Here is a 25,518-nt window from a genome sequence, read left to right on the forward strand (position 1 = left end):
ATTCTACAACGTGCGCCGCAGGTGCCGCCAGAATCTCACGAATTCCGCCGCTGCGTTCCGCTCAATATCCCAAGCCCGGCCCATTGAGCACGGCCGTGCCCAGCGTGCCGTCGCGCAGGTTGAACATGCTGGGATAACGCTCTCGCCAGCCTTGGTTGCCGTTCGGGCAGTATTGCCGGGCGTTGCCTTCAATCGCGACCACCGTCGGAATGCGGGCTGAAATCGAGGCCGAGTGCAAGAACGACGCGCCCGGACAGGTAAGATCCTGGACGCAGAGAAACATGCCGTATTTTTGGGCCGCGGCGCCCATCAACAGGGCCTCGGTCTGCCCCTTGCACGCCTTGAGGGCCACGCCCGAATAGCCCATCTCGCGCGACAGCAGCAAGCTCTCGAAGTCGATCAGCGACTCGTCGATGACCACCGGCTTGACCTTGGCAGCCGCATGCATGCGGTGATGGGGATGGGCCTTCAGGTCGCGGTGCGTCGGCTGCTCGATATAGTGGACGCGGGCCAGCGCCGCGGGATTTCGCTCTTCGATTTGCCGCAGGAAATCGAGCACATAGCTCACGTCGGCACAGCGTTCGTTGAAGTCGAGCGAATAATGCCACTGGCGACACCCGCGGGCCGTCTGGGCCGCGACCGCCTCGCGTTCGACCCCCAAGACGCGCTCCACGTCCCAGTTCAGATCGTCGCCGTTGAGCTTGATCTTGAGGTGCGTCAGCCCATCGGCGGCGATCCACTGGCCGAGCGTTTCGGGCAGGCCGTCGCCGATCGGCTGTTGCACGTCGGCTTCCGTCAGCGGATCGAGCGCGCCGACCAGGTGATAGAGCGGCATCCGCGGCTTGGGCTCGCGAAGCGTGTAGCGGTCGAGATACTCACCGCGGAAATCCTCGTTCAGCCAGGCCGACAAGTCGCGGCTGACGAATTCAGGGCCGAGAGCGTTGTACGAATTCAACCCCAGGGCCTTGCCGAAGCCGTCGTGAATCGCGGCCTCGATGGGGCTGGCCGCCACAAGCTGGGCCAGCCGCGGCATCGGCTCCTCGATGCCCAACGAGCGCACCACGTCTTGCGTGGTGGCTTCGTGCGTGCCCGCCAGATCGGTCGTGATGTCGAGCGGGTGCCCCTGGCCGCGGTACTGGTCGGCCTCGGCCGCCAGCCGACAGCCCAGCTCGATCATGGCGGCCAACGTCTTTTCGGCGGGCACCTCGCGCGTCGGCCAGGCCCAGGTATTGCTCATCGGCATCGAGCCGAAACCGCGGGCACGCCGGCCGTCGCGCGTTTCGACGTCGGCATGCACGTGCAAGAGAACGGCATCGGTGACCACGCGGCCGCCGAACTTGATCGGGGCGCGATAGCCGATGCGCTCTTGCTCGACCGTCACGCTTTTCAACGAGATGTCGGTGGGCTTCGACACTAGACCAGTCCTTTGCGGACCGCCCAGACGGCGGCTTGGGTGCGGTCCGTCACGCCGATCTTGCGAAGCACGTGTTGCACGTGCTCCTTGACCGTTTCATAGCTGATTCCCAGCACGACGGCGATTTCCTTGTTCGTCTGGCCCAGCGCAAGCTGTTTCAGCACCTCGCTCTCGCGTTGGGTCAACGGCACTTCCACGTCGGCCGCCAGTCGCGGCGTGGCCAGCGCGCCGGTCACGCGCCGCAGTTCCTCGCGTGTCCAGGCATCGCCCCCTTCGGCGACGCGGTGAATGGCGGCCAACAACTCCTCACGCTTCAGGCCTTTCATCAAATAGCCGCTGGCGCCCAGGGCGACCGCGCGGGCCACGTAGGTGGGGTTGTCGTAGGTCGAGAGGACCATGACGGGAATCTTAGGACGGTTGAGCTTGATCCGCGCCAGTGCGTTCAGCCCGTCGCTCTCGCCCATGCGAATGTCGAGCAGCACGAGATCGGGCTTGTGCTTGTCGGTGAGCTTGACGGCTTCTTCGCCGGTGACCGCCTCGGCGATGATTTCAATATCGGTCCCCTGGAAAAGGATCCGCAATCCAGACCGCACGACCTCGTGATCGTCGGCAATTAACAGTCGAATGGACATCGATTACTCCGCTGGTCCGTTCAATTCAAGATTCAATTCAGCGATTATGAGAATAACCTCGGCTCCCGGGCAAGGGTTATAACCGAGGTGGGTTGGCGACGCGTCCTGCTGAGCAGGCATGCCAACCTTAGCAGCACACTATGTTAGGGCACGAACGGCCGGTGATGCAACAGAGCGGCGCGAGTTTTTTCCCTAAACGGTTCAGCTTTGTTGGCAGGCGCGCATGGCCCAAACGAACCATACCTCACGCGGCCGAGAATGAGACATTGGCGGTGGCTGGGGCAGAGCCTGGCCGCGTGCAGGCTGGCACTTCGTTCATCTCGGCGGCCAGGCGATGCCCAGGTTGGACGCACCGGGGCATCGCTTGGCCGCCAGGCTGTCGACGCGCGCCACCCGCTATCTGGCCAAGCTCTGCCCCAGCCACCGCTTTTCCGCGGCAAAACGTCTCATTCTCGGCCGCGTGAAGTATAAATGCCGCTCGCGGCAACGACCCGCCCGTCATGGCGGTCGGTTCTTCCAAGCGGACCGGCTAGCAAACCGCCGGCCTTTGGCGGTATCGTTAGTATATTGTCGACTTCCGGCTCATCAATGCTTTTTTCGCCCACGAGGTGAGTTCGATGCGTTCACTTTCGAGTGGCCCGCCGTTGGGCCTTTGTTGGATTGCCGCCGCGTTGGCAACCGTCGCCACCTTCGGCCCACGCGGTTTGGCTGACGATGCCGACAACTCCCTGCCGGTCTCGGTGGAAAAGCTCTTCGAAACCGTGCGGCCGTCGGTGGTGGTGATCAAGTTCGCCGGACGCGACGGCACACGCGACGGGCTGGGAACCGGATTCATCGTGGGCCGCGACGGGCTCATCGCCACCAACCTGCACGTGATCGGCGAGGCCAGGCCGATTTCGGTCGAGACCGCCGACGGCCAGCGTCACGAAGTCACGGCCATCGAAGCCTCCGACCGCGCCGCCGACCTGGCCTTGGTCCGCATCGACGCTCGCGACCTGCCCGCTCTGGAACTGGGCGATTCCGATACCCTCAAGCAAGGCCAGCCGGTCGTGGCCGTCGGCAACCCGCACGGGCTGAACCACAGCGTCGTGACCGGGGTCGTTTCCGGGCAACGCGAGATCGACGGCCGGCAGATGATTCAGCTCGCCATACCGATCGAGCCGGGCAACAGCGGCGGCCCGCTCATCGACCTCGAAGGGCGAGTCTACGGCCTGCTGACCATGAAATCGCAGGTCACGGCCAACCTCGGTTTCGCCGTGCCCGTCAATCGCCTGAAGCCGCTGATCGAGAAGCCCAATCCGGTTCCGATGGACCGCTGGCTGGCCATTCGCGCACCCGACCCCAAGCAATGGGCGCCGCTGTTCGGCGGCCACTGGCGTCAGAAGGCCGGAAAGCTGCTGGTCGACGGCGCCGGTCAAGGCTTCGGCGGCCGCACGCTCTGCCTGGCGCAACAAGCGGTGCCGGAGTCGCCTTACGAGTTGGCCGTGTGGGTGCGGCTCGACGACGAAGCCGGCGCGGCGGGTCTGGTTTTCGCCAGCGACGGCGGCCACCGCCACTTCGGGTTCTATCCCAGCGCCGGCAAACTGCGGCTGACGCAGTTCGACGGCCCCGACGTCACCACCTGGCACGTGCTCGATGAACGTGCCAGCCCCGACTATTTGCCCGGCGATTGGAACCGGCTCAAAGTGCGCGTCGATCGCGAGAAGGTGCTGTGCTACGTCAACGGGCGGCTGCTGATCGAATCGACGCAGGCCCAGCCGAACCCCGGGCGTGCCGGCCTGGCCAAGTTCCGCGATACGCGGGCCGAATTCAAAGGCTTCGAATTGGCCAAAGAAATCGTGTCGCCGCAAATCGACGCGGCGCTGGCCGCGAAGGTTGAGAGCTTATTGGGCAGCTTGCCGGCCAAGGGCGAAATCGATGCCGACGCCATCGAGCGACTGGCGCCCGAGGGCGAGCTGGCCGTCGTCGCGCTGCGCGAACGGGCCAAGCTGCTCGACCAACAAGCGGCCAGGCTGCGCCAACTCGCGGCGGCCGTGGCCGAGCAACGCGTGCTGGCCGAACTCCGCAAGGAACTGGACCAGGACGAGGGCCAGGTCGATCTGTTGCACGCCGCTCTGCTGATCGCCAAGCTCGACAACGACGATGTCGACGTGGCGGCTTACCGCCAGCAGTTCGAGCGGCTCGCCGACGAGCTGAAATCGCGCTTGCCCGCCGACTCCGATGACGACGCACGGCTCAAGACGCTCGACGAGTTTCTCTTTACGCACCACGGTTTTCACGGCAGCCGAGGCGACTACTACAATCGCCGCAACAGTTACATCCATGAAGTGCTGGACGACCGAGAGGGGCTGCCGATCACGCTTTCGCTGCTGTATACGGAGCTGGCCCGGCGGCTGGGCCTGGATGTGGCAGGGGTGGGGCTGCCGGGCCATTTTGTGGTCGCCTGGCAACCGGCGGAAGGGGAACGACAATTGATCGATGTGTTCGACCGCGGCCAACGTCTGACTCGCGAGCAGGCGCAATCGCGGGTGTTGGCCACGACCGGCCAGCCGCTCGACGACGAGCAGCTCAAGCCGGTCGAAAAGCGGGCCTGGCTGGTGCGGATCCTGCGGAACTTGCAGTCGCTCGCCGGCCGGGGCCGCGACCTGCCCGCGCTGTTGCGATACCTGGATGCCATTTTGACCATCTTGCCCGACTCGGCCGACGACCGCATGTATCGCGCCTTTTACCGCTATCAGAACGGCCAGGGGCGGCTGGCGCTGGACGACGTCGATTGGCTGCTTTCCCACGAGCCGCCGGGTATCGAGCTGGAGCGCGTGGCCGAGCTGCGCGACGCGATTCTCCGCCGCGCGGAGTAAGGTTGCCCCCGTTTCTCGCGGCCAAGTCTCTGTAGGGAACGGACTCCGTGCCGTTGCGAGCGCGCGGAGCGATCATCGAAATTCGGCGGAACGGCACGGAGTCCGTTCCCTACCGAGACTTCGCAGACTCGCACGCGAAAGCGTTCCTGCACCGAGGAGTAAGGTTGACCCACGGCGTTCATCCCGCTACAGTCCGCCGTCACAATTCGGCAGAAAGCGGTAAGGGCCATGAGATGAGTTTGTCTGGACCACAGTCGAAAGCCTGTTGGGTCTCGTGGCTGGCTTGCGCGCTGATGCCGACGTTGGCAACGGCGGCCGACTACCCTCCGCCTGGTCTGATGCGGCCGAACTCGTCTCCCGCCACCCAGTTCGCCGACAGCCCCGATCTTTCCAACGAGCCGGCGGTCGCGGAAGCGGCGCCGTCGTTTGAAGGCCAGATCGCGCCGCAGCAGCAGTGGCTCGACGCGCCCGCCGATCCTTGCCAGCCTGCGTGCCCTTGCGCGCCTGCCCCGCTTGTGGAAGGCCCGCCTCCCGACGCCAGCCCCCTACGGCGATTCATCTGGAATCACGCACCGGAAGGAGTCGTGCCTTACTGGGGACCGCGCACGCCCGATTATCGCAAGGACTTTGGCTTCGGTCGCCCCTTGCCGCCCGGAAACGGTTGGCGGTCGCAGCCTTTCTCCATCAGCGGTTTTGCGGGTGCCACGAACGGCGGGCCGCTGATCCGCAACCACGTCGATGAGTTGCCCAGCGCCTACGCGGGGGCCAATTTCGGCTGGGACTATGACCATTTCTGGGGCATTGAAAAACGGCTCGGCTTTGGCGCCCTGAACCTGACCAACGGACTGCACCAGCGACTGCCGCAAACCGGCCTGAGCGTGACCGGCGAGTACCGCGTGATGTTCTATCCCTTGGGCGACACGCGCTGGCGGCCTTTTCTCACCACCGGCATCGGCTGGAGCGACTTCTATTTCTACGACGACTTTCATCACCGGCACATCAACACGCTGTTGAGCTTTCCCTTCGGCGTGGGCCTGAAATACCACTGGAGCGACCACTGGGCCTTGCGGATCGACCTGATGGATGAACTGACGCTGAGCAGCGCCCAGACTTCGACGTTCAATTATGTGGCTCTCACGGCCGGACTCGAATTCCGCTACGGCAAGCGGCTGTTGAACATGCCTTGGCACCGCAAGTAGGGACCCTGGCCCCACCCTACGTTGCTCTTTTCCAGACCAACACCGCCAGCGGCGGCATGGTGACGTTCAGCGAATGCGAGCGGCCGTGGACCGCGATCGGAACCGCATCGGCGCCGCCGGCGTTGCCCATGCCGCTGCCGCCGTAATACTCGGCGTCGCTGTTGAGCACTTCGCGCCAGTGGCCACTGGTCGGCACGCCTAGCCGATAGTTGTGCCGCGGCACCGGCGTAAAGTTGCACGCCACCACGATGCCTGTCTGGTCGGTCTTGCCCCGACGCAGATAGTTGAGGATGCTGTTCTCCGTATCGCAGCAATCGATCCACTCAAAACCGCCGGCCTGTACGTCTTTCTCGTACAGCGCCGGCTCTTGCCGGTAAACGCGATTCAGGTCGGCCAGCCAGTTGACCACGCCCTGGTTGCGCCGGTCGTCGAGCAGACCCCAATCGAGCTGCCCCTCGTGGTTCCATTCACGCCGCTCGGCGAACTCGCTGCCCATGAACAGCAGCTTCTTGCCGGGCAAGGTGAACATGTAGCCGTACAACAGCCGCAGATTGGCGAACTTCTGCCATTCGTCGCCCGCCATCTTGTTCCAGATCGACCCCTTGCCGTAAACGACCTCGTCGTGCGAGAGCGACAGCACGAAGTTCTCTGAATACTGATACATCGCCCGGAACGTCAACGCTTTGTGCTCGAACTTGCGATAAACCGGATCTTTGGCCATGTAGTGCAGTGTGTCGTGCATCCAGCCCATGTCCCACTTCATGCCAAAGCCCAGTCCGCCCACGTACAGCGGCCGCGAGACCATCGGCCAGGCGGTCGATTCCTCGGCGATCGTCTGCACGTCGGGACAGGCCCCGTACACCTGCTGGTTCATCTGCCGCAGAAAGCTGATGGCCGCCAGGTTCTCGTTGCCGCCGTGCTCGTTGGGAATCCATTCGCCGGCCTTTCGCGAGTAGTCGAGATAGAGCATCGAAGCGATGGCGTCGACCCGCAGGGCATCGACGTGATACTTGTCGAGCCAAAAGACGGCGCTCGAAGTCAGAAAGCTCCGCACCTCGTTGCGGCCGTAGTTGAAGATGAAGCTCTTCCAGTCGGGATGGAAACCGAGCCGCGGGTCGGCGTGCTCAAAGAGGTGCGTGCCGTCGAAGTACGACAAAGCGTGCCCATCGGTGGGAAAGTGAGAGGGAACCCAGTCGAGAATCACGCCGATGCCGTGCCGGTGCAGCTCGTCGATCAGGTACATGAAGTCCTGCGGCGAACCATAGCGGGCCGTGGGCGCGAAGTACGACGTACACTGATAGCCCCATGACCCATAGAACGGATGCTCCATCACCGGCAAGAACTCCACGTGCGTGAAGCCGCAGCGTTCGACGTGCTCGATCAACTGCGTGGCCAGCTCGCGATAGCCCAGCCACGTGCCGTCGGGCTTGCGCCGCCACGAACCGAGATGCACTTCGTAGATCGAGATCGGGGCGTCCAGCGCATTGCGGCGATAGCGAGAAGTCATCCAATCGTGATCGCGCCAGTCGTAATCGAGCGGTTGCACGATCGAGGCGGTCTTCGGCGGCACCTCGCCATAGAAGGCAAACGGATCGGCTTTGTCGACGACGTAGTCCGCATAGTTCGATTCGACGCGATACTTATAAACCGTGCCGGGCCCGATCTGGGGCACGAAGCCCTCCCAGATGCCCGAACTGCCGCGCGACCGCAACGCGTAGCTTCCGCGGCCATAGGCTTCAACCGTGATGCGGCGGGCATTCGGCGCCCAGACGGCGAACGCCGTGCCGGCCGTGCCGTCGAGCGTGGTGGGATGCGCGCCCAGCTTTTCGTATAGCCGGGCGTGCGTTCCCTCGTTGAACAGGTAGAGGTCGTCTTCGCTCAGCAAGCTGAAAGGGCTGACTTTTGGTTTATCTGCTTGAATTACGGCCATGATTCGATTTTGGATTTTGGATTGTTTGGTAGGTTCTGTGTAGGGTGGGACCAGCGAGCTTGCGAGCGCCGGCCCACCCTACGCCGCACACTGGCTCGCCTCCAACAACTCAGTAATTCCCAGCAGCGGCACCTCGACCCAATCGGGACGGTTGTTCAATTCGTAGTTCAACTCATAGACCGATTTTTCCAGCAGCAGCGCGTTCAAGAGCAGCTTCAACTCATCGAGGGATGAGGGCAAAAACGACGCCTGACCGGCGATTTCCAGATACTTGCTCAAAAATCGCGCGCTGGCCCACAGATACCAATGTCGGGCCGCCGACCGCAACGACTCACGTGTTTCAGGAAATTGCTCGATGTGCTGAAAATACGCCGTGTAGGCGGCGTAGTGGAACGAACGGATCATGCCGGCCACGTCGCGCACCGGCGAACGCTTCATCCGCCGCTCGTTGAGCGACCGGGCAGGCTCGCCCTCGAAGTCGATGATCATGAAGTCGTTGCCCGTGTACAGCACCTGCCCCAAGTGGTAATCGCCGTGCGTGCGGGTCCGCAGGGCGCGAATGCGCCGGCTGAGGATGGCGTGCAGGCAGCGGTCGAGATCGCGATCGTGTTCCAGCACCGCCCTGGCGTCGGCCTGCACCGCCTCGCCCAGCACGCTCAGCCGCCGCCGCAACAGCGCCAGCGTTTGCGCCGTCAGGTTTCGCATCGACTGATAGAGCGAACGCTGATAGTGCTGCGTGAAGGGCTCGGCCGCAAACTCCGGCAAGGTCGTTTCGCCGGCCAGCGCCTTGTGCAGCTCGGCCGTGCGCTGGCCGAGCAATTCGGCCGAGTGGCGGAAGACGCCCAGTCGCTCGGTCGCCGTGCGCGAGATTTCGCGCTGTGCCAGATCGACCAACGATTGACCGGCTTGCAGGTCGTCGCTGTCGGTAATCTCCATCGGTTCGACGGCCGCCTGTTCGAAGTACCGCGCCAAAACTTCCAGCGCATGTTGCCACGCCGTTCCCTGGTTCGGCACAAAGCCGCTGAGCATGCCCACCACCAGCGGTTCTTCGCGGCCGGCGCGATACTCCATCCAGCCGGCCACCGGCGGTATGTGGTCGAATTTGGCCTCCTCCGTGAGAAACCGTCCGACTTCCAAGTCGGGGTTGACGCCGCGTTGCGCATGGCGAAACAGCTTGAACACGAACTGGTCGCCGTAGGCCAGCGAGCTGTTGCTCTGTTCGCCTTTGAGCACCGTGGCCGCCGGCAGCGTGCTTGTGGTGTCGGCGTCCCGCCGGCTGGTTGTGCTATCGGCGTCCCGCCGGCTGGTTGTAATGTCGCCGTCCCGCCCACCCACATCCTCGCCGTTGTGCCGGCTGATGCCGATGCTCCGCCGCAGAAGCTTGCTGCCGTGGCCGGCCAATTCACCCGCGCGGCCCTTGAACCGCCGCCGCCGCCGCATCGCTTCCAGCAGCCCGCTGGTGAATTCGTTCCGCCAGAGCGCGTCGTAGAGCAGCCCCGGCTCGGCCTCACCGGCGATCTGCAGCCGGCAGATCGGCGCCTGGGGAACTTTGCTCTGCAGCTCGGCGGCCGCCTGCGAAGGGGCAAAGGCCATCGGCCAAACGTAGGTTTCCGTTTCACCGATCACGTAATCCACCCGCAGGATGGCGATTACGGTCGGTCCGGCCTCGTCCTCATGTTCCATGACGATCGTGTCGACAATCTGCAGCGACTGGATAATCCGCGCCTTGGCACCGAACCAGCGCCGCAAGCGGATGGCGTCGCGCAAGATCGCTTCCAAGCGTGTCTTGGTCCGGCCTTTCTCGAAGGCGTTCGTCCATGCTCCTTCGACTCGCAGGCTGGGCATCTCGGCCGCCGGCACGACCACCGCGCCGTTGCCGCCGACCGGCTTGGGCTCGATGGCGAACCAGTAAAAGGCGTGCGGCGAAAGCGTCAGGAAATACGGCTCCTTGGTGATGTGCGGAAAGGCCGTGCGGCCGAACATCTCCGTCGGCATCTGCCCCTCGAAACGCCCCAGGTCGATGGCCGCGCACTGCGCGTAACGCGACAGGTTGGCCACCACCAACACCTGCTCGCGGTCGTCGGCCCGCACGAAGGCCAGCACCTTGGGATTGTCGGGAAAGAGAAACTCCAGCGACCCGCGGCCGAACACCGGGTGCCGCTGCCGCAGGCCGATCAACCGCTTCGTCCACCACCACAGCGACTCCGAGTTGAGCCGCTGCGTCTCCACGTTGACGCTCTGAAAGTGGTATTCCGCGTCGATGATCGGCGGCAGGTAAAGCTGCTGCGCGTTGGCCCGCGAAAAGCCGGAGTTGCGGTCGGGGCTCCACTGCATCGGCGTGCGCACGCCGTTGCGGTCGCCCAGATAGATATTGTCGCCCATGCCGATCTCGTCGCCGTAATAGATCACCGGCGTGCCGGGCAACGAAAACAACAGCCCGTTCATCAACTCGATCTTGCGGCGGTTGTTCCCCAGCAGCGGCGCCAGCCGACGGCGGATGCCGAGGTTGATGCGCGCCTGCCGGTCGTGGGCGTAGACGCGATACATATAGTCGCGCTCTTCGTCGGTGACCATCTCCAGCGTCAGCTCGTCGTGGTTTCGCAGAAAGAGAGCCCACTGGCAGTTGGCCGGGATCGACGGCGTCTGCTGCATGATGTCGACGATCGGAAAGCGGTCTTCCATCTGCGTGGCCATGAACAGCCGCGGCATGAGCGGAAAATGAAACGCCGTGTGGCACTCGTCGCCGGCGCCGAAATAGGAAATGGCGTCTTCCGGCCACTGATTGGCTTCGGCCAGCAACATGCGGTCGGCGAATTTGTCTTGAATGTGCTTGCGCAGCTCGCGCAGCAGGGCGTGCGTTTCGGGCAGGTTCTCGCAGTTCGTCCCCTCGCGCTCGAACAGATAGGGAATGGCGTCGAGCCGCAGGCCGTCGACGCCCATCTCCAGCCAGCGGTCCATGACTTGAAACACGGCCCGGCGGACGCGTGGACTGTCGTAGTTCAGGTCGGGCTGATGGCTGTAGAAGCGGTGCCAGTAATAGGCCTGGGCTTCGTGGTCCCACGACCAGTTGGAGTGCTCGAAATCCTGGAAGATGATTCGCGCGTCCTGGTATTTGGCGGGCGTGTCGCTCCAGACGTAAAACTCTCGCCAGGAACTGCCCGGCCGCGCCCGCCGCGAACGCTGGAACCAATAGTGCGCGTCCGACGTGTGGTTCATGACCAACTCGGTGATCACCCGCAGGCCGCGATCGTGCGCTTCGCGCATGAACGTCTTGAAGTCGCGCAGGGTGCCGTAGATGGGATTGATGTCGGTGTAATCGGCGATGTCGTAGCCGTCGTCGCGCAACGGGGAAGGATAAAACGGCAGCAGCCAGAGGGCGGTCACGCCGAGATCCTGGAGGTAATCAAGTTTGTCGGTCAGGCCGACAAAATCGCCGATGCCGTCGCCGTTGCCGTCGCAAAACGCGCGCACGTGCAGCTCGTAGATGATAGCGTCCTTGAACCAGAGCGGATCGGCCGGCAGCGCCGCCACGTGACCGTTTTTACCGTTGTGCATTTATGAGGGTTCAGGGTTCAGGGTTCAGGGTTCAGGGTTCAGGGTTCAGGGTTCAGGGTTCAGGGTTCAGGGTTCCGCGCGCTGTGCGTGAGAGGCACCATCACGCGGAGCGCGATGCGCAGCACGTCCAGGGTGTCTCCGGACTTTTCTGAACCCCGAACCCTGAACCCTCTTCCTCTGGGCTTTCCTGAACCCTGAACCCCGAACCCTGAACCCTCTTCTACAGAAAGTATTCAAACTCATGCTCCGTCCTCACCCAACGCCTTACCCTAAATATGTGTGCGGGCACGACTTGCGGATCGAGCTCCACGTAGTTTCGCTGGCCGTGCCATAGGTAACGACCATCACCGAGCAAGTCGTGTACCTGATACGGCCGATTCGCTTCGATGCCCAGTCTCGCGACGGGCACGCTGATCCAACCCGAATGCCGGTGATAGGGATCGAGATTCACCACCACCACGACCAGGTTCGAGCCCGACTGCTTGCTGTAACAGAGGAGCTGCTCGTTGGTCGACTCGTGAAACTCCAAGTTGGCGTCGCCCTCCAGCGCGGGGTTCTCGCGGCGGATGGCATTTACGCGGCCGATGAACTCCGCCAGGCTGTCGCCGCGCGTGATGTCCCAGGGAACAATCTGATATTTTTCGGAGTTCAGGTACTCTTCGCTGCCCGGCTCGCGGGGCCGGCCCTCGCACAACTCGAAGGCCGGGCCGTAAATGCCGTAGTTGGCGCCCAACGTCGCCGCCAGCACCAGCCGTGCCATGAACGCCGGCCGCCCGCCGGTCTGCAGATACTCCGGCAGAATATCCGGGGTGTTCGGCCAGAGGTTCGGGCGAAAGAATTCTCGCACCTTCGTCTGCGTCAGCTCGGTGAAGTATTTCGTCAGCTCATAGCTGGTGTTGCGCCAGGTGAAATAGGTGTATGACTGCGTAAAGCCCACCTTCGCCAGTTCATACATCACCTGCGGCCGCGTGAACGCCTCCGACAGAAAGATCACGTCGGGATGCTCGCGTTTCACCTCGTCGATCACCCACTGCCAGAAGGCGAACGGCTTGGTGTGCGGATTGTCGACGCGAAAAATGTGGACGCCGTGCCCGACCCAGAACGTAAAGATGCTCTTCAACTCGTCCCACAACTCGCGCCAGTGTTCGGTCTCGAAGTCGATCGGATAGATGTCTTGATATTTTTTGGGAGGGTTCTCGGCATACTGAATCGTGCCGTCCGGCCGCAGCCGGAACCACTCGGGGTGCTCTTTCACGTAGGGATGGTCGGGCGAGCATTGCAGGGCCACGTCGAGCGCCACCTCGATGCCCAGCGCCCGGGCCTGCTCGACCAACGTGTGAAAATCGTCGAACGTGCCCAGTTCGGGGTGAATCGCCTTGTGTCCGCCTTCTTTGCCGCCGATGGCCCAGGGGCTGCCGGTGTCGCCCGGCCCGGCCCGCTCAACGTTGTTCTTTCCTTTGCGAAACGAGGTGCCGATGGGATGGATGGGCGGCAAATAGAGCACGTCGAAGCCCATCGAGGCCACATAAGGCAGCCGCCGCGCGCAATCGGCCAGCGTGCCGTGGCGGCCCGGCCCGTCCGCGCAAGACCGCGGAAACATCTCATACCAGGCGCTAAAGCGGGCCTTGGGCCGATCGACCACCACGGCCAACTCGCGGTCGTAAGTCGTTTGCCGCGACCGGTCGGGATATTTCCGCATCAGCTCGACGAGTGCCGGATCGAAGGCCGCCAAGGTGCGCGCGGTTGAGCCGCGCTCGGCCGAAAGCGCGGCGGCGGCTTCTTCGAGCCGGGCGGCATCCGCGCCGGCGGCACGGTCCGCGCCCTCGCACACTAATTGGGCACCGATCAACAGCTCGACGGACACATCCTGGTCAGCCTCGATGCGCTTGCGCATGTCGCGGCACCAAGTGTCATAGCGGTCTACCCAGGCTTCCAGCGTGTAGTAGTAACGGCCGATTTGGGTGACGTTGAACGCCCCCAGCCAGCGGTCTTGGCCCAGGGCCTCCATGACGACTTCGTGCCAGTCGTCTTCCGCTTCGTGACGGTAGCGGAGCACGGCGCGCACGAGCTCATGGCCGTCGGCAAAGGCGGCTGCTTCGACCACCACCTGCTCGCCGGTCGTCCGTTTGATCGCATAGCGACCGCCGTCGATTTCCGGCTCGACTTGGGCGATCACCACTCTTCTGCGTCCATCATCGACGTGCATCACTGGATTCCTGTTCCGATGCGTAAGAAACCAAGGTAGGGCAAATCGCATGCCGGGAATGGGTCCGAACGACTAAAGACCGCGGACGCGCACGGGTCCGATGCCACATTATGTCAAACCCATCGGAGGCAATGGCCAACCGGCGGGCCCCTCGCTACATTACGAGTGCTAGCACCACTTCCCTCCATCGGGAACGCCCCTTTCATAACCACCAACCCACGGCGGTCAACCGCCGGCAATGGACTGCCATGACGCAACGCTCCTTTGTTCACCTGCACTGCCATAGCCATTTCAGCCTGCTCGACGGCGCCAGCCGCATCACCGATCTGGTCAAGCAGGCCAAGACGCTGGGCATGAATGCCCTGGCACTCACCGACCACGGCAACCTCTACGGCGCGCTGGAGTTCTATCAGAAAGCCAAGGCCGCCGGCATCAACCCCGTCATCGGCTACGAAGCCTACATCGCGCCCGGCAGCCGCTTCAACAAGGACGTCAGCAAAGACGATGAAGCCAGCTATCACCTCACGCTGCTGGCCCGGAACCAGACGGGCTTCAAAAACCTCATCAAGCTCGCCTCGGCCGCGTTTCTGCAAGGCTTTTATCGCAAGCCGCGGATCGACAAGGAGTTGCTGACGGCTCATCACGAAGGACTCGTTTGCCTCAGCGGCTGCGTGTCGGGCGAGTTCAGCCGGGCCCTGCTGCGGGGCCAAACGGCCGAACCCGATCTGAAGCAGGCCAGCGAGATCGCCGCCTGGTTTCACAAGCTGTTCGGCGACCGCTACTTCATCGAAATCCAGAACAACGGCATCGAAATCCAGCGGATGGCGATGGAAGGCGCGGTCGAAGTCGCCCGCCGCATGGGGCTGCCGTTGGTCGCCACCAGCGATGCCCACTACGTCAACCGTGCCGACGCCGAAGCCCAGGACGTGCTGTTGTGCATCAACACCGGTAAGTTCCGCACCGACACCAATCGCATGCGGATGGAGGGCGACCAGTTCTATCTGCGCGGGCCCGACGAAATGTACGCCGCCTTCCCCGGCTTCGACGAGGCCGTGGCCCGCAGCCAGCAGATCGCCGATAGCGTCAACATCGAGTTGGAGTTGAACAAGCGACACTTTCCCACGTTCGACGTGCCGCAGGACAAGACGCCCACCGACTATCTGCGTGAGCTTTGCCTGGAAGGGTTGAAGCGGCGTTACGCCGACGTGCCCGAAATGTGGGCCGACTGCGTGGGGCGACCTTCCCAGGTCGTCGATGACGCTACGCCGGATACCGACTTAGCAACACCGCCGCACGTTGACGACCTAGGAAGGTCGCCCCACGTTGACGACCTAGGAAGGTCGCCCCACGTTGAGTTGGCCCCGCTCGTCATCGAGCGGCTGGAACGCGAGCTCGACGTGATCGACAAACTCGGCTTCCCGAATTACTTCCTCATCGTCTGGGATTTCGTGCGGTTCGCCGCATCGCGAAACATTCCGGCCACGGCCCGCGGTTCGGGCGTCGGGGCGCTCGTCTCCTATGCCTTGGGTCTGAGCCACGTCTGCCCGTTGAAGTATGATCTGCTGTTCGAGCGGTTCCTCGACATCAGCCGTCTTGAGGCGCCCGATATCGACATCGACTTTTGCAAAGACCGCCGCGGCGAGGTGATCCAGTACGTCAAGGAAAAATACGGCGAGGAGAACGTCGCCCAGATCGGAACCTTCGGTACGCTGGCGGCACGGGCGGCCATTCGCGACGTCGGCCGCGCCCTGGGCCTGCCGATTCCGCGCGTCGATGCGATCGTGGCGATGGTGCCCGAAACGCTCAACATCAAGCTGAGCGAGGCGCTCGACCAAAGCGAGGACCTGAAAAAGATTCATGCGGCCGACCCGGAGGTGCGTGAGCTGCTGGACCTGGCGATGAAGATCGAGGGGCTGGCCCGCAACGTCGGCACGCACGCCGCCGCAGTCGTCATCGCCGATCGCCCGCTCACCGAATACGTGCCGTTGCAGCGCGTGACGGGCAAGGAAGAAATCATCACCCAGTGGGCCATGGGCGACGTGGAACGCGCCGGCCTGCTGAAGATGGACTTTCTCGGCCTGCGGAACCTGACGATCCTGTCGAAAGCGGTCGACCTGATCGAGCAATCGACCGGCCGGCGGGTCGATCCTTACAGGTTTCCGCTGGACGACCAGGAGACGTTCGCCCTGCTCTGCCGCGGCGAGACGAAGGGCATCTTCCAGCTCGAAAGCGGCGGCATTCGCGACCTGTTGCAGCGGATGAAGCCCGACCATTTTCGCGACATCATCGCCACCAACGCCCTTTATCGGCCGGGTCCGCTGGAAGGCGGCATGGTCGATGACTACATCCAGGTGAAGCACGGCCGCAAGCCGGCGGAGTATAAGCATCCGGTGATGAAAGACATCCTGGAAGAGACCCACGGCGTAATGGTCTACCAGGAGCAGGTGATGCGAATTCTGAATCGCTTGGGCGGCATCGAGCTGCCCAAAGCCTACACCTGCATCAAGGCCATCAGCAAAAAGAAGCTGGAGACGATCGCCAAGTTCCGCGAGCAGTTCGTCGCGGGTTCGACGGCCCAGGGACTGACGAAGCACGAGGCGAGCGACTTGTTCGGCATGATCGAAAAGTTCGCCGGTTATGGCTTCAACAAGAGCCACTCCACGGCTTACGCCCTGATCGCCTACATGACGGCCTATCTCAAGGCCCATTACCCAGTGGAGTTCATGGCGGCGCTGTTGTCGGGCGACATTCAGGGCCGCAACTTCAAGAAGAAGGACTCGCTGGTCGAGCACCTCGAAGATTGCCGCCGCATGGAGATCGAGGTGGTGCCGCCGGACGTGAACCGCAGCCACGGCGACTTCACGGTCGTCGAGGGCAAGATCGTGTTTGGTCTGGCGGCGATCAAGGGCTGCGGCGGGCAAGCGGCCGACGTGATTACCGCCGAGCGCAAGTCGGGCGGGCCGTTCCGCGACCTGTTCGAGTTCTGCGAGCGCTGCGATCCGACCGGCGTCAACCGCGGGGCCATCGAATCGCTCATCAAGGCGGGCGCCTTCGACTCGTGCGGCGGCCGGCGGTCGCAATGGCTGGCCGTGCTCGACAAGGCCGTGCAAGCGGGCGCTTCGGCCCTGGCCGACCGCAAAAGCGGCCAGCGCGGCTTGTTCGATTCGGGTGACGACGGGCCGGCCACGGGCGGCAAAGCGATTTTGCCCGACCTGCCCGAATGGCCCGAACGCGAACGCCTGGCCAACGAAAAAGAAGTGCTGGGGTTCTATCTGTCGAGCCATCCGCTGGCGGAGTATCAGTCGACGTTCGACACCTATTGCACGCACAACACGGCCACCGCCGCCACGCTGCCGCACAAGACCGAGGTGCTCTTGGGCGGCATGCTCAGCGCCATCAAGTTCACGCACTCCAAGAACCCCAAGCCGGGTGCGCCGTCGAAATATGCGATGTTCGACCTGGAAGACATGGCCGGCATGATCCGCTCGATCGTCTGGCCCAGCGACTTCGTCAATATCGGCCATCACGTGCAGGCCGACCGCGTGTTGGCCGTGCGCGGCACGATCGACAAGCGGCCCGGCAGTGAAGAGGCGAACCTGATCGTCAACGAGTTCATTCCGCTGGAAGAGCTGAAGGCCCGCTACACCAAGGGTGTTGCCGTGCGGGTCGACGAGCAGGCGCACGGCGAGAAGGCGTTGGAACGGCTGCGAGAGATCGTGCGCGGCTATCCGGGCAACTGCGAGCTGCAACTCGTGCTGGTGTTGGCCGACGGCTGCAAAGTTTACTGTCGTTGCGATGATGTGCGGGTGGAATTGAACGACGAGATGCGTGTACGCATCGAAGAGCTTGTGGGTGCGGAGAACTTCCGCACGTTTGCGGCGCCGCCGGCGACAAAGCCCGCCTCGAACGGCCGGTCGCGCAGTCACGGGCGCGGCCCGGCGCTCGCCCGCGTGTGACGGACGACTGCCGCGATTGTCGTCTTTCGCTCCTCGAAAGAACGCCCTTTAGCGGAGCCGTCGACGTTTTTGCTTTGCATCCGCGCACAAAGACGCTACAATGCATCCACTCCCCTAGAATGAAGATCACATCGAAAACGGGGTTTGGCCATGCGTGCGAGTATTGTCGTGGCGTCACACCAGGAAGGTGAACGGCTGTGGCGCACCATCGAGTCGTGCGTCGAAACGACGATCGGCTTGGAGCGAGAGATCGTCGTCGCGGATGACGCTTCATTTGATGGCTCGGTCGAAGAGGCGATTCGCCGCTTTCCGCAAGTGCGTCTCTTCCGCCATGAAGAGCGGCTCGGCGCATCGCCGTCGAAGGCGCTGGGCGCCCGCCACGCTCGCGGCGACACGCTGGTTTTTCTCGACGGGCATTGCAACCCCGAGTGCGGCGCGATCGAGCGTCTGATTGACGACGTCGAGCAGGTGAAAGGCCAGGCGATCGTTACGCCGGCCATCCCCGCCCTCGACGTCCCGAGTTGGAAAAACGCGGAATCGCAGATCGGTCACGGCTACTTCCTGGATCTCGAAGAGTTCCACTGCGGGTGGCTGCCGCTGGGCGAGCTGCGCGGCGTGTGGAGAGGGCCAAGAAAGTTTTACGAATCGCCGGCCCTGATCGGATGCGCCTTGGCCGTCGGCCACGAACTCTACGACAAGCTGGGCGGTTTCGACCCGCACATGCGCTGCTGGGGCGTCGAGGATCTCGACTTCGGGCTAAAAAGCTGGCTGATGGGCTTCCCCATTCTTCACGACCCCGAGGCCGCGATCGGGCATCGGTTCCGTGCGGCCTTTGAGAATTTTTCGGTGCCAATGGAGCACTTGCTGGCCAACCAGTTGCGGATGGCGCGGAAGAACTTCACCGACGCCACCTGGTCGGATTGGGTCGAGCGTTGTCGGTCGCGGCATGTGGGCCGCCTGCCGGACCATCCGGAGGGACTTTGGACGCTGGCCTGGGAAGTGTTTCAAGCCGATCGCCGCAGCGCCGACCACGAGCGGGCGATGCTGCTGGGGCATCGCCACCACGACGAATTCTGGTATGCGGAACGGTTTGGGCTCGAATGGCCGCGGCTGGCGACGACGGCGTCGGTTACGGTGCCGCGCCTGTTTTCCGCGCAGCCGAGCCCAAGTCCGAGCCCCAGCCCGCCGCCATGCGAGGTCACCGGGGTCACACCGGCGACGAAAACCCTCTGCGTGGGCGTCTCGCAAACTTTCACCGCACAAGGGACGAACCTGAAGAATATCACGTGGTCGACCGGCGGCGCGGGAACGCCTGACACCGGAAAAGGATCGACCTTTTCGACAAAGTTTAATCAGCCAGGTGTTTACACCGTTACGGCGAAGTGCGGTAAATCGTCCGCGTCTGCGACTGTGACTGCTGTATCGATCACGTTTGCGCCAAATCCTGTTAGAACAGGCATGATCAAACCGCTGCCGGCGAACAAGTGCAACATTCAAAATATCAGCATCTCGACGACCGTGGTTGCGACGGTTCGCCCGTCTTCCGCCGTCGGCTCTGTGACGATCAGCCTTAGCGGAGCGGATCGAGCGACGCTTTTGGGCCAGCCCGTCGTCAACCCGCAGCAAGGCACCATCACCGTGCGGCTGACCGGCACGGCAATGACGCCTAAACGCGTTGCTGACACCTTCCTTCAGGCGAGCCTCGGAAGCAAAGTTTGCAGCAAGGTGCCGGTGTTTGTGATTGTCCCGTACAAGGTGGTGCCCGTGTCGGCTGCGCCGACAGTCGTGAACGGTACGAATAAAAATCTTACCGCCTGTACGAAACCGGCGTACACCTGGAGCCTAAAAAGTGGATTCGTCTATTTAGCTTCCGTCTACGGGATCACCCAAACCGTCCAGGTATTGGATCAGTTTAACGCGCCGCTCGACCGGATGTACAACGGCGCGCCCGTGTTCGAGAACGTTGGCAAGGGCTGGTTCCCAATTAACGTGACCGTCAATGGGGCGTCCTACCCCGATCCGGTCGGCCAGTTCTTTCCTGGCGCCCAGAATCCGAAAGTTGACGCGAACAGCACGGCAGCCCAGCAGTGGCCGGGAAGAGTCCGGTGCCAGCCGACGCCACGCCGCCCGATGTCCAGAATATTTTCATCAAAATCGCGGGCATCACCCTCAATGTCGGCGTTGTGAACCGTATCGTCCTCGTTGTACCGGGTCCGGGAAACACTTCCGCGACGGTGACTATTAATTGGCAATAGGGTATTACAGTAAGCAAAGGACATTCGCTATTTGTATGCGTCTTCTAATTTGGGGTGCGGTGGCTAGCGTGTTCGTAGGACAGTTGTCCGCTCGGGTCACCGCCGCGGATGATCAGGCGGCGACTGAAGCTGATCGTTTGCCATGGGAGTGGTTTCTGACCGCTACGGGTGAGCGAATGGGACTGCAGTTTACCTACGAAATCGCAGGATTTCCACCGGCGAATGTGGGCCCCGCGGATTGGTTGATCGATTCCAGCATGAGGTTCGCCTCGGCGGCAGATTTGATTGAGCGTTTACCAAAGAAGCTGCATTGGCTCGCGTTTGAGCTCGACGCGACCCACCCGCACGTCATCCACATCATCGACAAGCGCCTTCAGGGGCGCAACGGATACGCTTTGGAGAAAAAAATAGACATCGACTTCGCGGGGACACTTGACGGTCTCGCCTGGGCACTCCACCGCCGGATCGGCAATCTTTACGGATTCAGAGGGGCCGCCATTCACGATATCACTACTGACTATGAGACGGAGACGGTTGTGGAGGCCAGAAACAAGACCGTGCGACAAATTCTCACCGACGCAGTTCCATTACGCTGCTACGGGCCGATCCTGTGGCGCGCTCGGATGGCAACCGACGGTGGCGACGCGGCGGCGCCGATCGATGTCAACTTTTACGAGAATAAAGAGGACCGGCGGATTGGCTGGTCGCGGTGGTGGTGGTGGCTCGAGACGCTGCATAAACCAAACGCGGCCGGCAAGCGACTGGACTGCTATTTCACGATAGAGACGACGTACCGGGAGCCCAGCGAAACGGCAAGTTGCCTCGCCTATTTCAACGACGACGAGAGACCGGAATCACCAGACGCGCTCATCGCGGAACTAACAAAACGCGTCAAGTGGCTGACGGCGGTGAAAAACCCCAAGCGGCCTGAAATTGTTCATCTCGTGGACGAACGGCTCCTGACGCTTCCGGGCTACGCGCTGCGCCGAAGGGTCGACGTCGACTACGACGGCACTCCCGATGGCCTTGTGGATTGGCTCGCGACGCATGGGGACGGCGTTGGGCGGAAGGTCGGACCGCGGACCGGTGACGCATTAAATGGAGATCCTGAGACTCGCATTGGGGCGCATGCGAAAGGGCAGCCGCTACGAGGCGTTTTGACCGCTTGCATGCCGACGGAGCGGGAGCGCGCGGTGCTCTGGCACGCGCGCACTTGGGTGAGAAAAGATGGGCCACATACCACGGTCGAATACGTATTTCCTCGGTAGTCGTCTGAAAATGACCCTGTGGCGGCCGGATGGCCTCGTTCGATTGGAGCTATACAATGTGCGTACTCGCCGACCGTATCCGAATGGGACTTGCGTTCTTGCCTGCTTTAGTTTTGCTCGCGGCATTACAAATCTTTGCAGCGAGCGCGGCCGCGGAAGATGCGGAAGACGACGCGCCAAGGACGCTGTTTTGGTGGCAGTACCTGTATGAGGTGGGCGAACAGCACGACTGCTGGTTTACGATCGAGGAGCTGAAAGAGCCGATTTCCGACGCGATTGCGCCGGTCGACTTAACACTCACGGTGACAGAGCGGGCACGAACGCGCGAGGCGGCTATTCAGATCGTATCGGCGCGGTTCCCCTGGCTGAAATTCATCGAAAACAAGAAGCACTCCAACGTCATTCACGTTGTTGACGAGAAGCTTCTCGGAATCAATAATTACGCGATCGAGAAGACAGCCGACGTGGATTTTGTTGGGCTCGTCGACGACATCGTATTTCAGTTGCATACGCAGGTTCCCTCGATTGACGGGAGGAGGGTTTGTTTTACCGGGCGCGGCCCGGGAGACGGTTACACCGAGGTGGCGTTCCGCGCGATTGGGAGGAAAGTCCGCGACATCCTTACCGACTGCGTGCCGCGACGACGTGGATACTCACGGTTTCTTTGGCGAGCGGAGACGACGCGGCGCGATGATGGCGCCCAGACCACAGTTGAATACGGTGGTTTGGGTGAGCTATTCCAAGATCCGGGGGGATGGTCTTGGCCCTGGTGGGAACAGCTAATCATCGCCGGAAAGCGGCTGAATTGCCATTTCACGGTCGAAACGATTTATCGCCAGCCCGATGATCCGAAAGCGCTGCCCGTCTTCCTGCGGCAAGACGAGGAGTTCCCTGACGCAAAGGCACTAACGGACGCCTTATCGAAACGAATTCCGTGGTTGGTGTTCGACTTTGACAAGGAGGCGCCTGGGCTCGTGCATGTGATCGACCGAGACCTGCTGAAACTGAAAGACTATGCCTTGGCGAAGTCCGTGTCCGTCGATTACCAAGGGACGCCTGACCGCCTGTTGGCGCATCTGGGCGCGCGGGTCGACAATCTCTTCCAAGAGCTTAATCAAGACCCGGTAACGGCATATCCTATTTGCGTTGATGACACCACCCCGATTCAGTGCAATGTGCGAAACAGGTCGGTCCGGTATGTTTTAACAGCCGGCCTGCCGTTGGAGACCTACGAAGCGGTGCTGTGGCACGCACGAACCTGGCTCACCGAAGCTGGACCGAAGACTCGGGTCGAGTACAGGGGCGCGCCCTAGCCGCTGATAGCGGCACGAGGAACCGTAACAGCATAGGACTTGCGGCAATGTTAGCTGGCGATGCGTGTCACGATTTACCCGCGAACTGGTCGCATGGGGCGGGATTGGGTCCGCGGGTCAGTGTTATCATGGCGGTGCGTAACTGCGGCTCATTGCTTCGCGCATCGTTGGAGTCGTTGGCGAGACAATGCCTGAGCTCATTCGAGATCGCCATCATGGATGACGCGTCGACCGACAGCACCTCCGAAATAATAGACGAATTACATCGCTTCAATCCAAGCTTGGCGATCTGCGCCGGTCGTAACTTCGAGAACCAGGGCATCGGCGCGAGCCGCAACAGCGCTCTGGCCCTCGCGACGGGCGAGTATGTGGCAATCCTTGATGGCGACGATCTGTGTCGGGCGGATCGGCTCGCGCAGCAGGTCGCTTTTCTTGATGCCAGGCCGGGTTGCTTCTGCGTCAGCAGCACTGCGGTGCAACTAGACCGCGAGGGCTCGGTGGCCGGAATCCTGGATTTCGGTGTGCGGACGAATGACGACGTGGTGCGCCACCTTCTGGCCGGTCTCAACCCGATTATCAATTCCTCGGCTATGTTCCGCCGAAAGGAAGCAATCGAGATCCTGCGCGGTTACGCGGCCGAGGGTCAGGCTGCGGTAATCGAGGATCTCGATTTCTGGTATCGCGCGGTTCTGGCCGGCTTGCGGTTTCAGGTGCTGCCCGATCCGCTCATTTGGTATCGCTCGAACCCGCTGGGCCACACGCGAACGCGCCAGCGGGAGATTCTGGCCGCTCAGCACTCCCGATTGAGCGAATTTCGGCGCGATTTTGAGCGGCGGCGGACGTCGATCGTGAGCACGGGCGCCGTCGCGATGGACGGCGACCGGCGCAACGGCGCGCGTCCGCGGCGGCGCTCTGCCGCCGGTTCCATCCGCGCCGCGATTTTGACGCCTGTGCTGCAGGTGGGAGGGGCCGAGCAGTGGCTGCTCAGCCTCGCGAAGCGCAGCGATCCGTCGCGAATTCGCTGGGTCGGCGTGGCGCTGACGGAGCAGGCCCCGGTCGATGCGGACTTTTGCAGCGAAGTCGCGCGCAATGTGCCGGTATTCGGGGCTGAGGAGGCGCAAGGCGACGCGGCGGTTCGCTGTGCCACGGCGCGCGAGGCGCTGCGCGCCGCGGCGAGCCAGGCCGACGTGCTCGTCGCCTGGGGGCTTCGCGACACTCTGCCGGTTCTTGAGGCGGTTGACATTCCGACGGTCTATGTCTCACACGGGTCCGGCGAGTGGTCGGCAAACTGCGCACGTGCCATCGAAGATCATCCGGTTCGGCTGGCGGCGGTGTCGGAGGCGGCACGCGAGGCGTTCAGTCCAGCGAAGCGGCCACACGTGCGCGTAATCCATAACGGCATCGAGGTCGATCGCTGCACGCCGACCCGCTCGCGCGCGGCTGTTCGGTCGGCCTGGGGCTACGACTCGCGGCATCGGCTGGTCGCCTACGTCGGCCGATATTCGGAAGAGAAGAACCCGGCCGCGGCCGCCCTGGCGGTCACGCGATTGCCCGATCATTTTTATGCGATTTATGCGGGCGCCGGCCGCCATGAGGAAATGGTCCGATCGCTGGCGTGGCAGATTGCTGGCACGCGCGCCAGGTTCGTCGCGCCGGAGCGGCGAATCGGCAATCTCTTGCAGGCGTTCGACGTGGTCATGCTGGCCAGCCCTTCCGAGGGCTTTTCATTATTGCTGGCCGAGGCTTGGTACTGCGGCGTGCCCGTCGTGGCCACGCGCGTCGGAGCCGTACCGGAACTTGAGGCGGCGCATGGACCGCTGGTTTCGCCGGTCGCCATTGGCGCAGCGGCTGACGAACTCGCCGCCGCGGTCGAGCACGCCCTCAGCCCCGCGTTTCAGCGCGAAGTCGTCCCCCGGGCCCGCGCGCTCGTCGCCCAAAAGTTTACCGCCACGCGAATGGCCGACCGCTGGACCGACTACCTGACGGAGATTTGCAGGGAGGCGGCGCGATGCGGCGAACCGTCGCCTTGATCGTCGGCACTCGCTACTGCGGCAGCAGCCTCTTGAACCTGCTGCTCGATTCGCAGCCCGCCATTCGCGGGCTCGGCGAAGCCGTGAACCTCCTACCCGGTTCGCCCGCCGCGCCCTGCAGCCGCTGCGGCGGAGACGCCCCTTGCGAGCTTTATGGCGCGATCGACGACGGGCGCTTCTACGGCTCGCTTTTCGACTTCTACGGCGACTCGTTAGTGCTGGTGGACTCGTCGAAGGATTTCTCCTGGTGCTTCGGCGCGCGCCGTTTTGAGTCCGATTACGCTTACGAACCTATTCTGCTCAGTAAGACTCCTCATGAATTCGCGGGCTCGTGGCTTGGCCATCATCCTGACGACTTGCCGCGAGACGCCTTCACACGCTACATCGAGTTTTACGAGCATCAACTCGACTGGCTATCTCGCCAGCCCTGGTTCAACCGGGCCCGGTGTCAGACGATCCGCTATCGGGATCTCGCCAACCGGCCGGAAGCAACGATCCGGGCCATTTGCAGTTCTCTGGAAACGCCGTTCGCGTGGAAACCTGACTGGTGGCAGAGCGGCAGCCACATTGTTGCGGCCAATCGGATTGTGTCGGCCCAGGTGAAAGATGAGCCCAGCGGGGCGGCGATCGAGCCCGAGTATCTCGGTGGCAAATATCGCGACCGTTTCCACACCATCTTTTACGATGCGCGGTGGCAATCGAACGCGGAGTTTGTTGGCGAATGTCGCAATTTGTACCATGAGCTCGAGCGGCGCATCGAGCCATTGCTGAATCTGCTCGGTCAGCGCGATTGCCGTCAACTGGCTGGAGAGTTGGACGGTCACATAGACGGCGTTGACTCGTGAAGCTCAGGCGGCGACGATGGTAGTAGGGAATCGATCTTTATGAAAGCGCGGTTGTCG

The 25,518-nt window shown here is 62.7% G+C and carries 13 protein-coding genes; 8 read left to right on the plus strand and 5 right to left on the minus strand.

What is annotated here, in order from left to right; translation table 11 throughout:
* Positions 1–61: 61 nt before the first annotated feature.
* Both VNH11_12255 and VNH11_12260 read right to left on the minus strand, forming a co-directional pair.
* A complete protein-coding gene (locus VNH11_12255; GenBank protein HVA47131.1) occupies positions 62–1,414 on the minus strand; it encodes a mandelate racemase/muconate lactonizing enzyme family protein in 1,353 nt (450 codons plus the stop codon).
* Positions 1,414–2,046: a response regulator transcription factor gene (locus VNH11_12260; protein ID HVA47132.1), complete on the minus strand. Its 633-nt coding sequence runs from the start codon at positions 2,044–2,046 to the stop codon at positions 1,414–1,416. Before VNH11_12260 ends, VNH11_12255 begins: the two co-directional genes overlap by 1 nt.
* A 617-nt stretch (positions 2,047–2,663) precedes the next feature.
* Between VNH11_12260 and VNH11_12265 the strand changes: the two genes are divergently transcribed.
* Both VNH11_12265 and VNH11_12270 read left to right on the plus strand, forming a co-directional pair.
* Positions 2,664–4,904, plus strand: coding sequence for a transglutaminase family protein (locus tag VNH11_12265; protein ID HVA47133.1), 2,241 nt, complete (start codon positions 2,664–2,666; stop codon positions 4,902–4,904).
* Between the two features lie 239 nt (positions 4,905–5,143).
* Entirely contained in the window at positions 5,144–6,103 is a 960-nt protein-coding gene (locus VNH11_12270; protein HVA47134.1) for an outer membrane beta-barrel protein, read from the plus strand.
* Positions 6,104–6,119: 16 nt separating this feature from the next.
* Here the strand turns inward: VNH11_12270 and glgB are convergent, their stop codons facing one another.
* The 3 genes from glgB to VNH11_12285 form a co-directional block, all read right to left on the minus strand.
* Complete coding sequence (glgB, locus tag VNH11_12275; protein ID HVA47135.1) at positions 6,120–8,033, minus strand: 1,4-alpha-glucan branching protein GlgB; 1,914 nt, start codon at positions 8,031–8,033, stop codon at positions 6,120–6,122.
* A 78-nt stretch (positions 8,034–8,111) separates the two neighbouring features.
* Complete coding sequence (gene treS, locus VNH11_12280; protein HVA47136.1) at positions 8,112–11,588, minus strand: maltose alpha-D-glucosyltransferase; 3,477 nt, start codon at positions 11,586–11,588, stop codon at positions 8,112–8,114.
* 220 nt (positions 11,589–11,808) lie between these two features.
* Positions 11,809–13,794 (minus strand): alpha-1,4-glucan--maltose-1-phosphate maltosyltransferase, encoded by a 1,986-nt coding sequence (locus VNH11_12285; protein HVA47137.1) that lies wholly within the window; start codon positions 13,792–13,794, stop codon positions 11,809–11,811.
* Between the two features lie 248 nt (positions 13,795–14,042).
* On the opposite strand from VNH11_12285, the gene dnaE reads away from it, so the two are divergent.
* The 6 genes from dnaE to VNH11_12315 all read left to right on the plus strand — a co-directional run bounded on the left by dnaE (position 14,043) and on the right by VNH11_12315 (position 25,461).
* The gene (gene dnaE, locus VNH11_12290) at positions 14,043–17,750 is read left to right on the plus strand and encodes a DNA polymerase III subunit alpha (protein ID HVA47138.1); all 3,708 of its coding nucleotides are present in this window, start codon (positions 14,043–14,045) and stop codon (positions 17,748–17,750) included.
* A gap of 150 nt (positions 17,751–17,900) precedes the next feature.
* Positions 17,901–19,937 (plus strand): glycosyltransferase, encoded by a 2,037-nt coding sequence (locus VNH11_12295; GenBank protein HVA47139.1) that lies wholly within the window; start codon positions 17,901–17,903, stop codon positions 19,935–19,937.
* 244 nt (positions 19,938–20,181) lie between these two features.
* Positions 20,182–21,273, plus strand: coding sequence for a hypothetical protein (locus VNH11_12300; protein HVA47140.1), 1,092 nt, complete (start codon positions 20,182–20,184; stop codon positions 21,271–21,273).
* A gap of 56 nt (positions 21,274–21,329) precedes the next feature.
* Positions 21,330–22,586, plus strand: coding sequence for a hypothetical protein (locus VNH11_12305; GenBank protein ID HVA47141.1), 1,257 nt, complete (start codon positions 21,330–21,332; stop codon positions 22,584–22,586).
* 47 nt (positions 22,587–22,633) lie between these two features.
* Complete coding sequence (locus VNH11_12310) at positions 22,634–24,616, plus strand: glycosyltransferase (GenBank protein HVA47142.1); 1,983 nt, start codon at positions 22,634–22,636, stop codon at positions 24,614–24,616.
* Positions 24,613–25,461 (plus strand): hypothetical protein, encoded by an 849-nt coding sequence (locus VNH11_12315; GenBank protein ID HVA47143.1) that lies wholly within the window; start codon positions 24,613–24,615, stop codon positions 25,459–25,461. The genes VNH11_12310 and VNH11_12315 overlap by 4 nt, the downstream gene beginning before the upstream one ends.
* Positions 25,462–25,518: the final 57 nt, after the last annotated feature.

Source organism: Pirellulales bacterium (assembly GCA_035533075.1).
Classification (GTDB): domain Bacteria; phylum Planctomycetota; class Planctomycetia; order Pirellulales; family JAICIG01; genus DASSFG01.

What these genes read in the sequence shown, in the direction of transcription:
- VNH11_12310 (HVA47142.1), top strand. Translation starts at nt 22,634, where the DNA reads ATGTTAGCTGGCGATGCGTGTCACGATTTACCCGCGAACTGGTCGCAT.
- VNH11_12295 (HVA47139.1), top strand. Translation starts at nt 17,901, where the DNA reads ATGCGTGCGAGTATTGTCGTGGCGTCACACCAGGAAGGTGAACGGCTG.
- VNH11_12305 (HVA47141.1), top strand. Translation starts at nt 21,330, where the DNA reads ATGTGCGTACTCGCCGACCGTATCCGAATGGGACTTGCGTTCTTGCCT.
- glgB (HVA47135.1), bottom strand. Translation starts at nt 8,033, where the DNA reads ATGGCCGTAATTCAAGCAGATAAACCAAAAGTCAGCCCTTTCAGCTTG.
- VNH11_12260 (HVA47132.1), bottom strand. Translation starts at nt 2,046, where the DNA reads ATGTCCATTCGACTGTTAATTGCCGACGATCACGAGGTCGTGCGGTCT.
- treS (HVA47136.1), bottom strand. Translation starts at nt 11,588, where the DNA reads ATGCACAACGGTAAAAACGGTCACGTGGCGGCGCTGCCGGCCGATCCG.
- VNH11_12285 (HVA47137.1), bottom strand. Translation starts at nt 13,794, where the DNA reads ATGCACGTCGATGATGGACGCAGAAGAGTGGTGATCGCCCAAGTCGAG.
- VNH11_12265 (HVA47133.1), top strand. Translation starts at nt 2,664, where the DNA reads ATGCGTTCACTTTCGAGTGGCCCGCCGTTGGGCCTTTGTTGGATTGCC.
- VNH11_12300 (HVA47140.1), top strand. Translation starts at nt 20,182, where the DNA reads ATGGGACTGCAGTTTACCTACGAAATCGCAGGATTTCCACCGGCGAAT.
- dnaE (HVA47138.1), top strand. Translation starts at nt 14,043, where the DNA reads ATGACGCAACGCTCCTTTGTTCACCTGCACTGCCATAGCCATTTCAGC.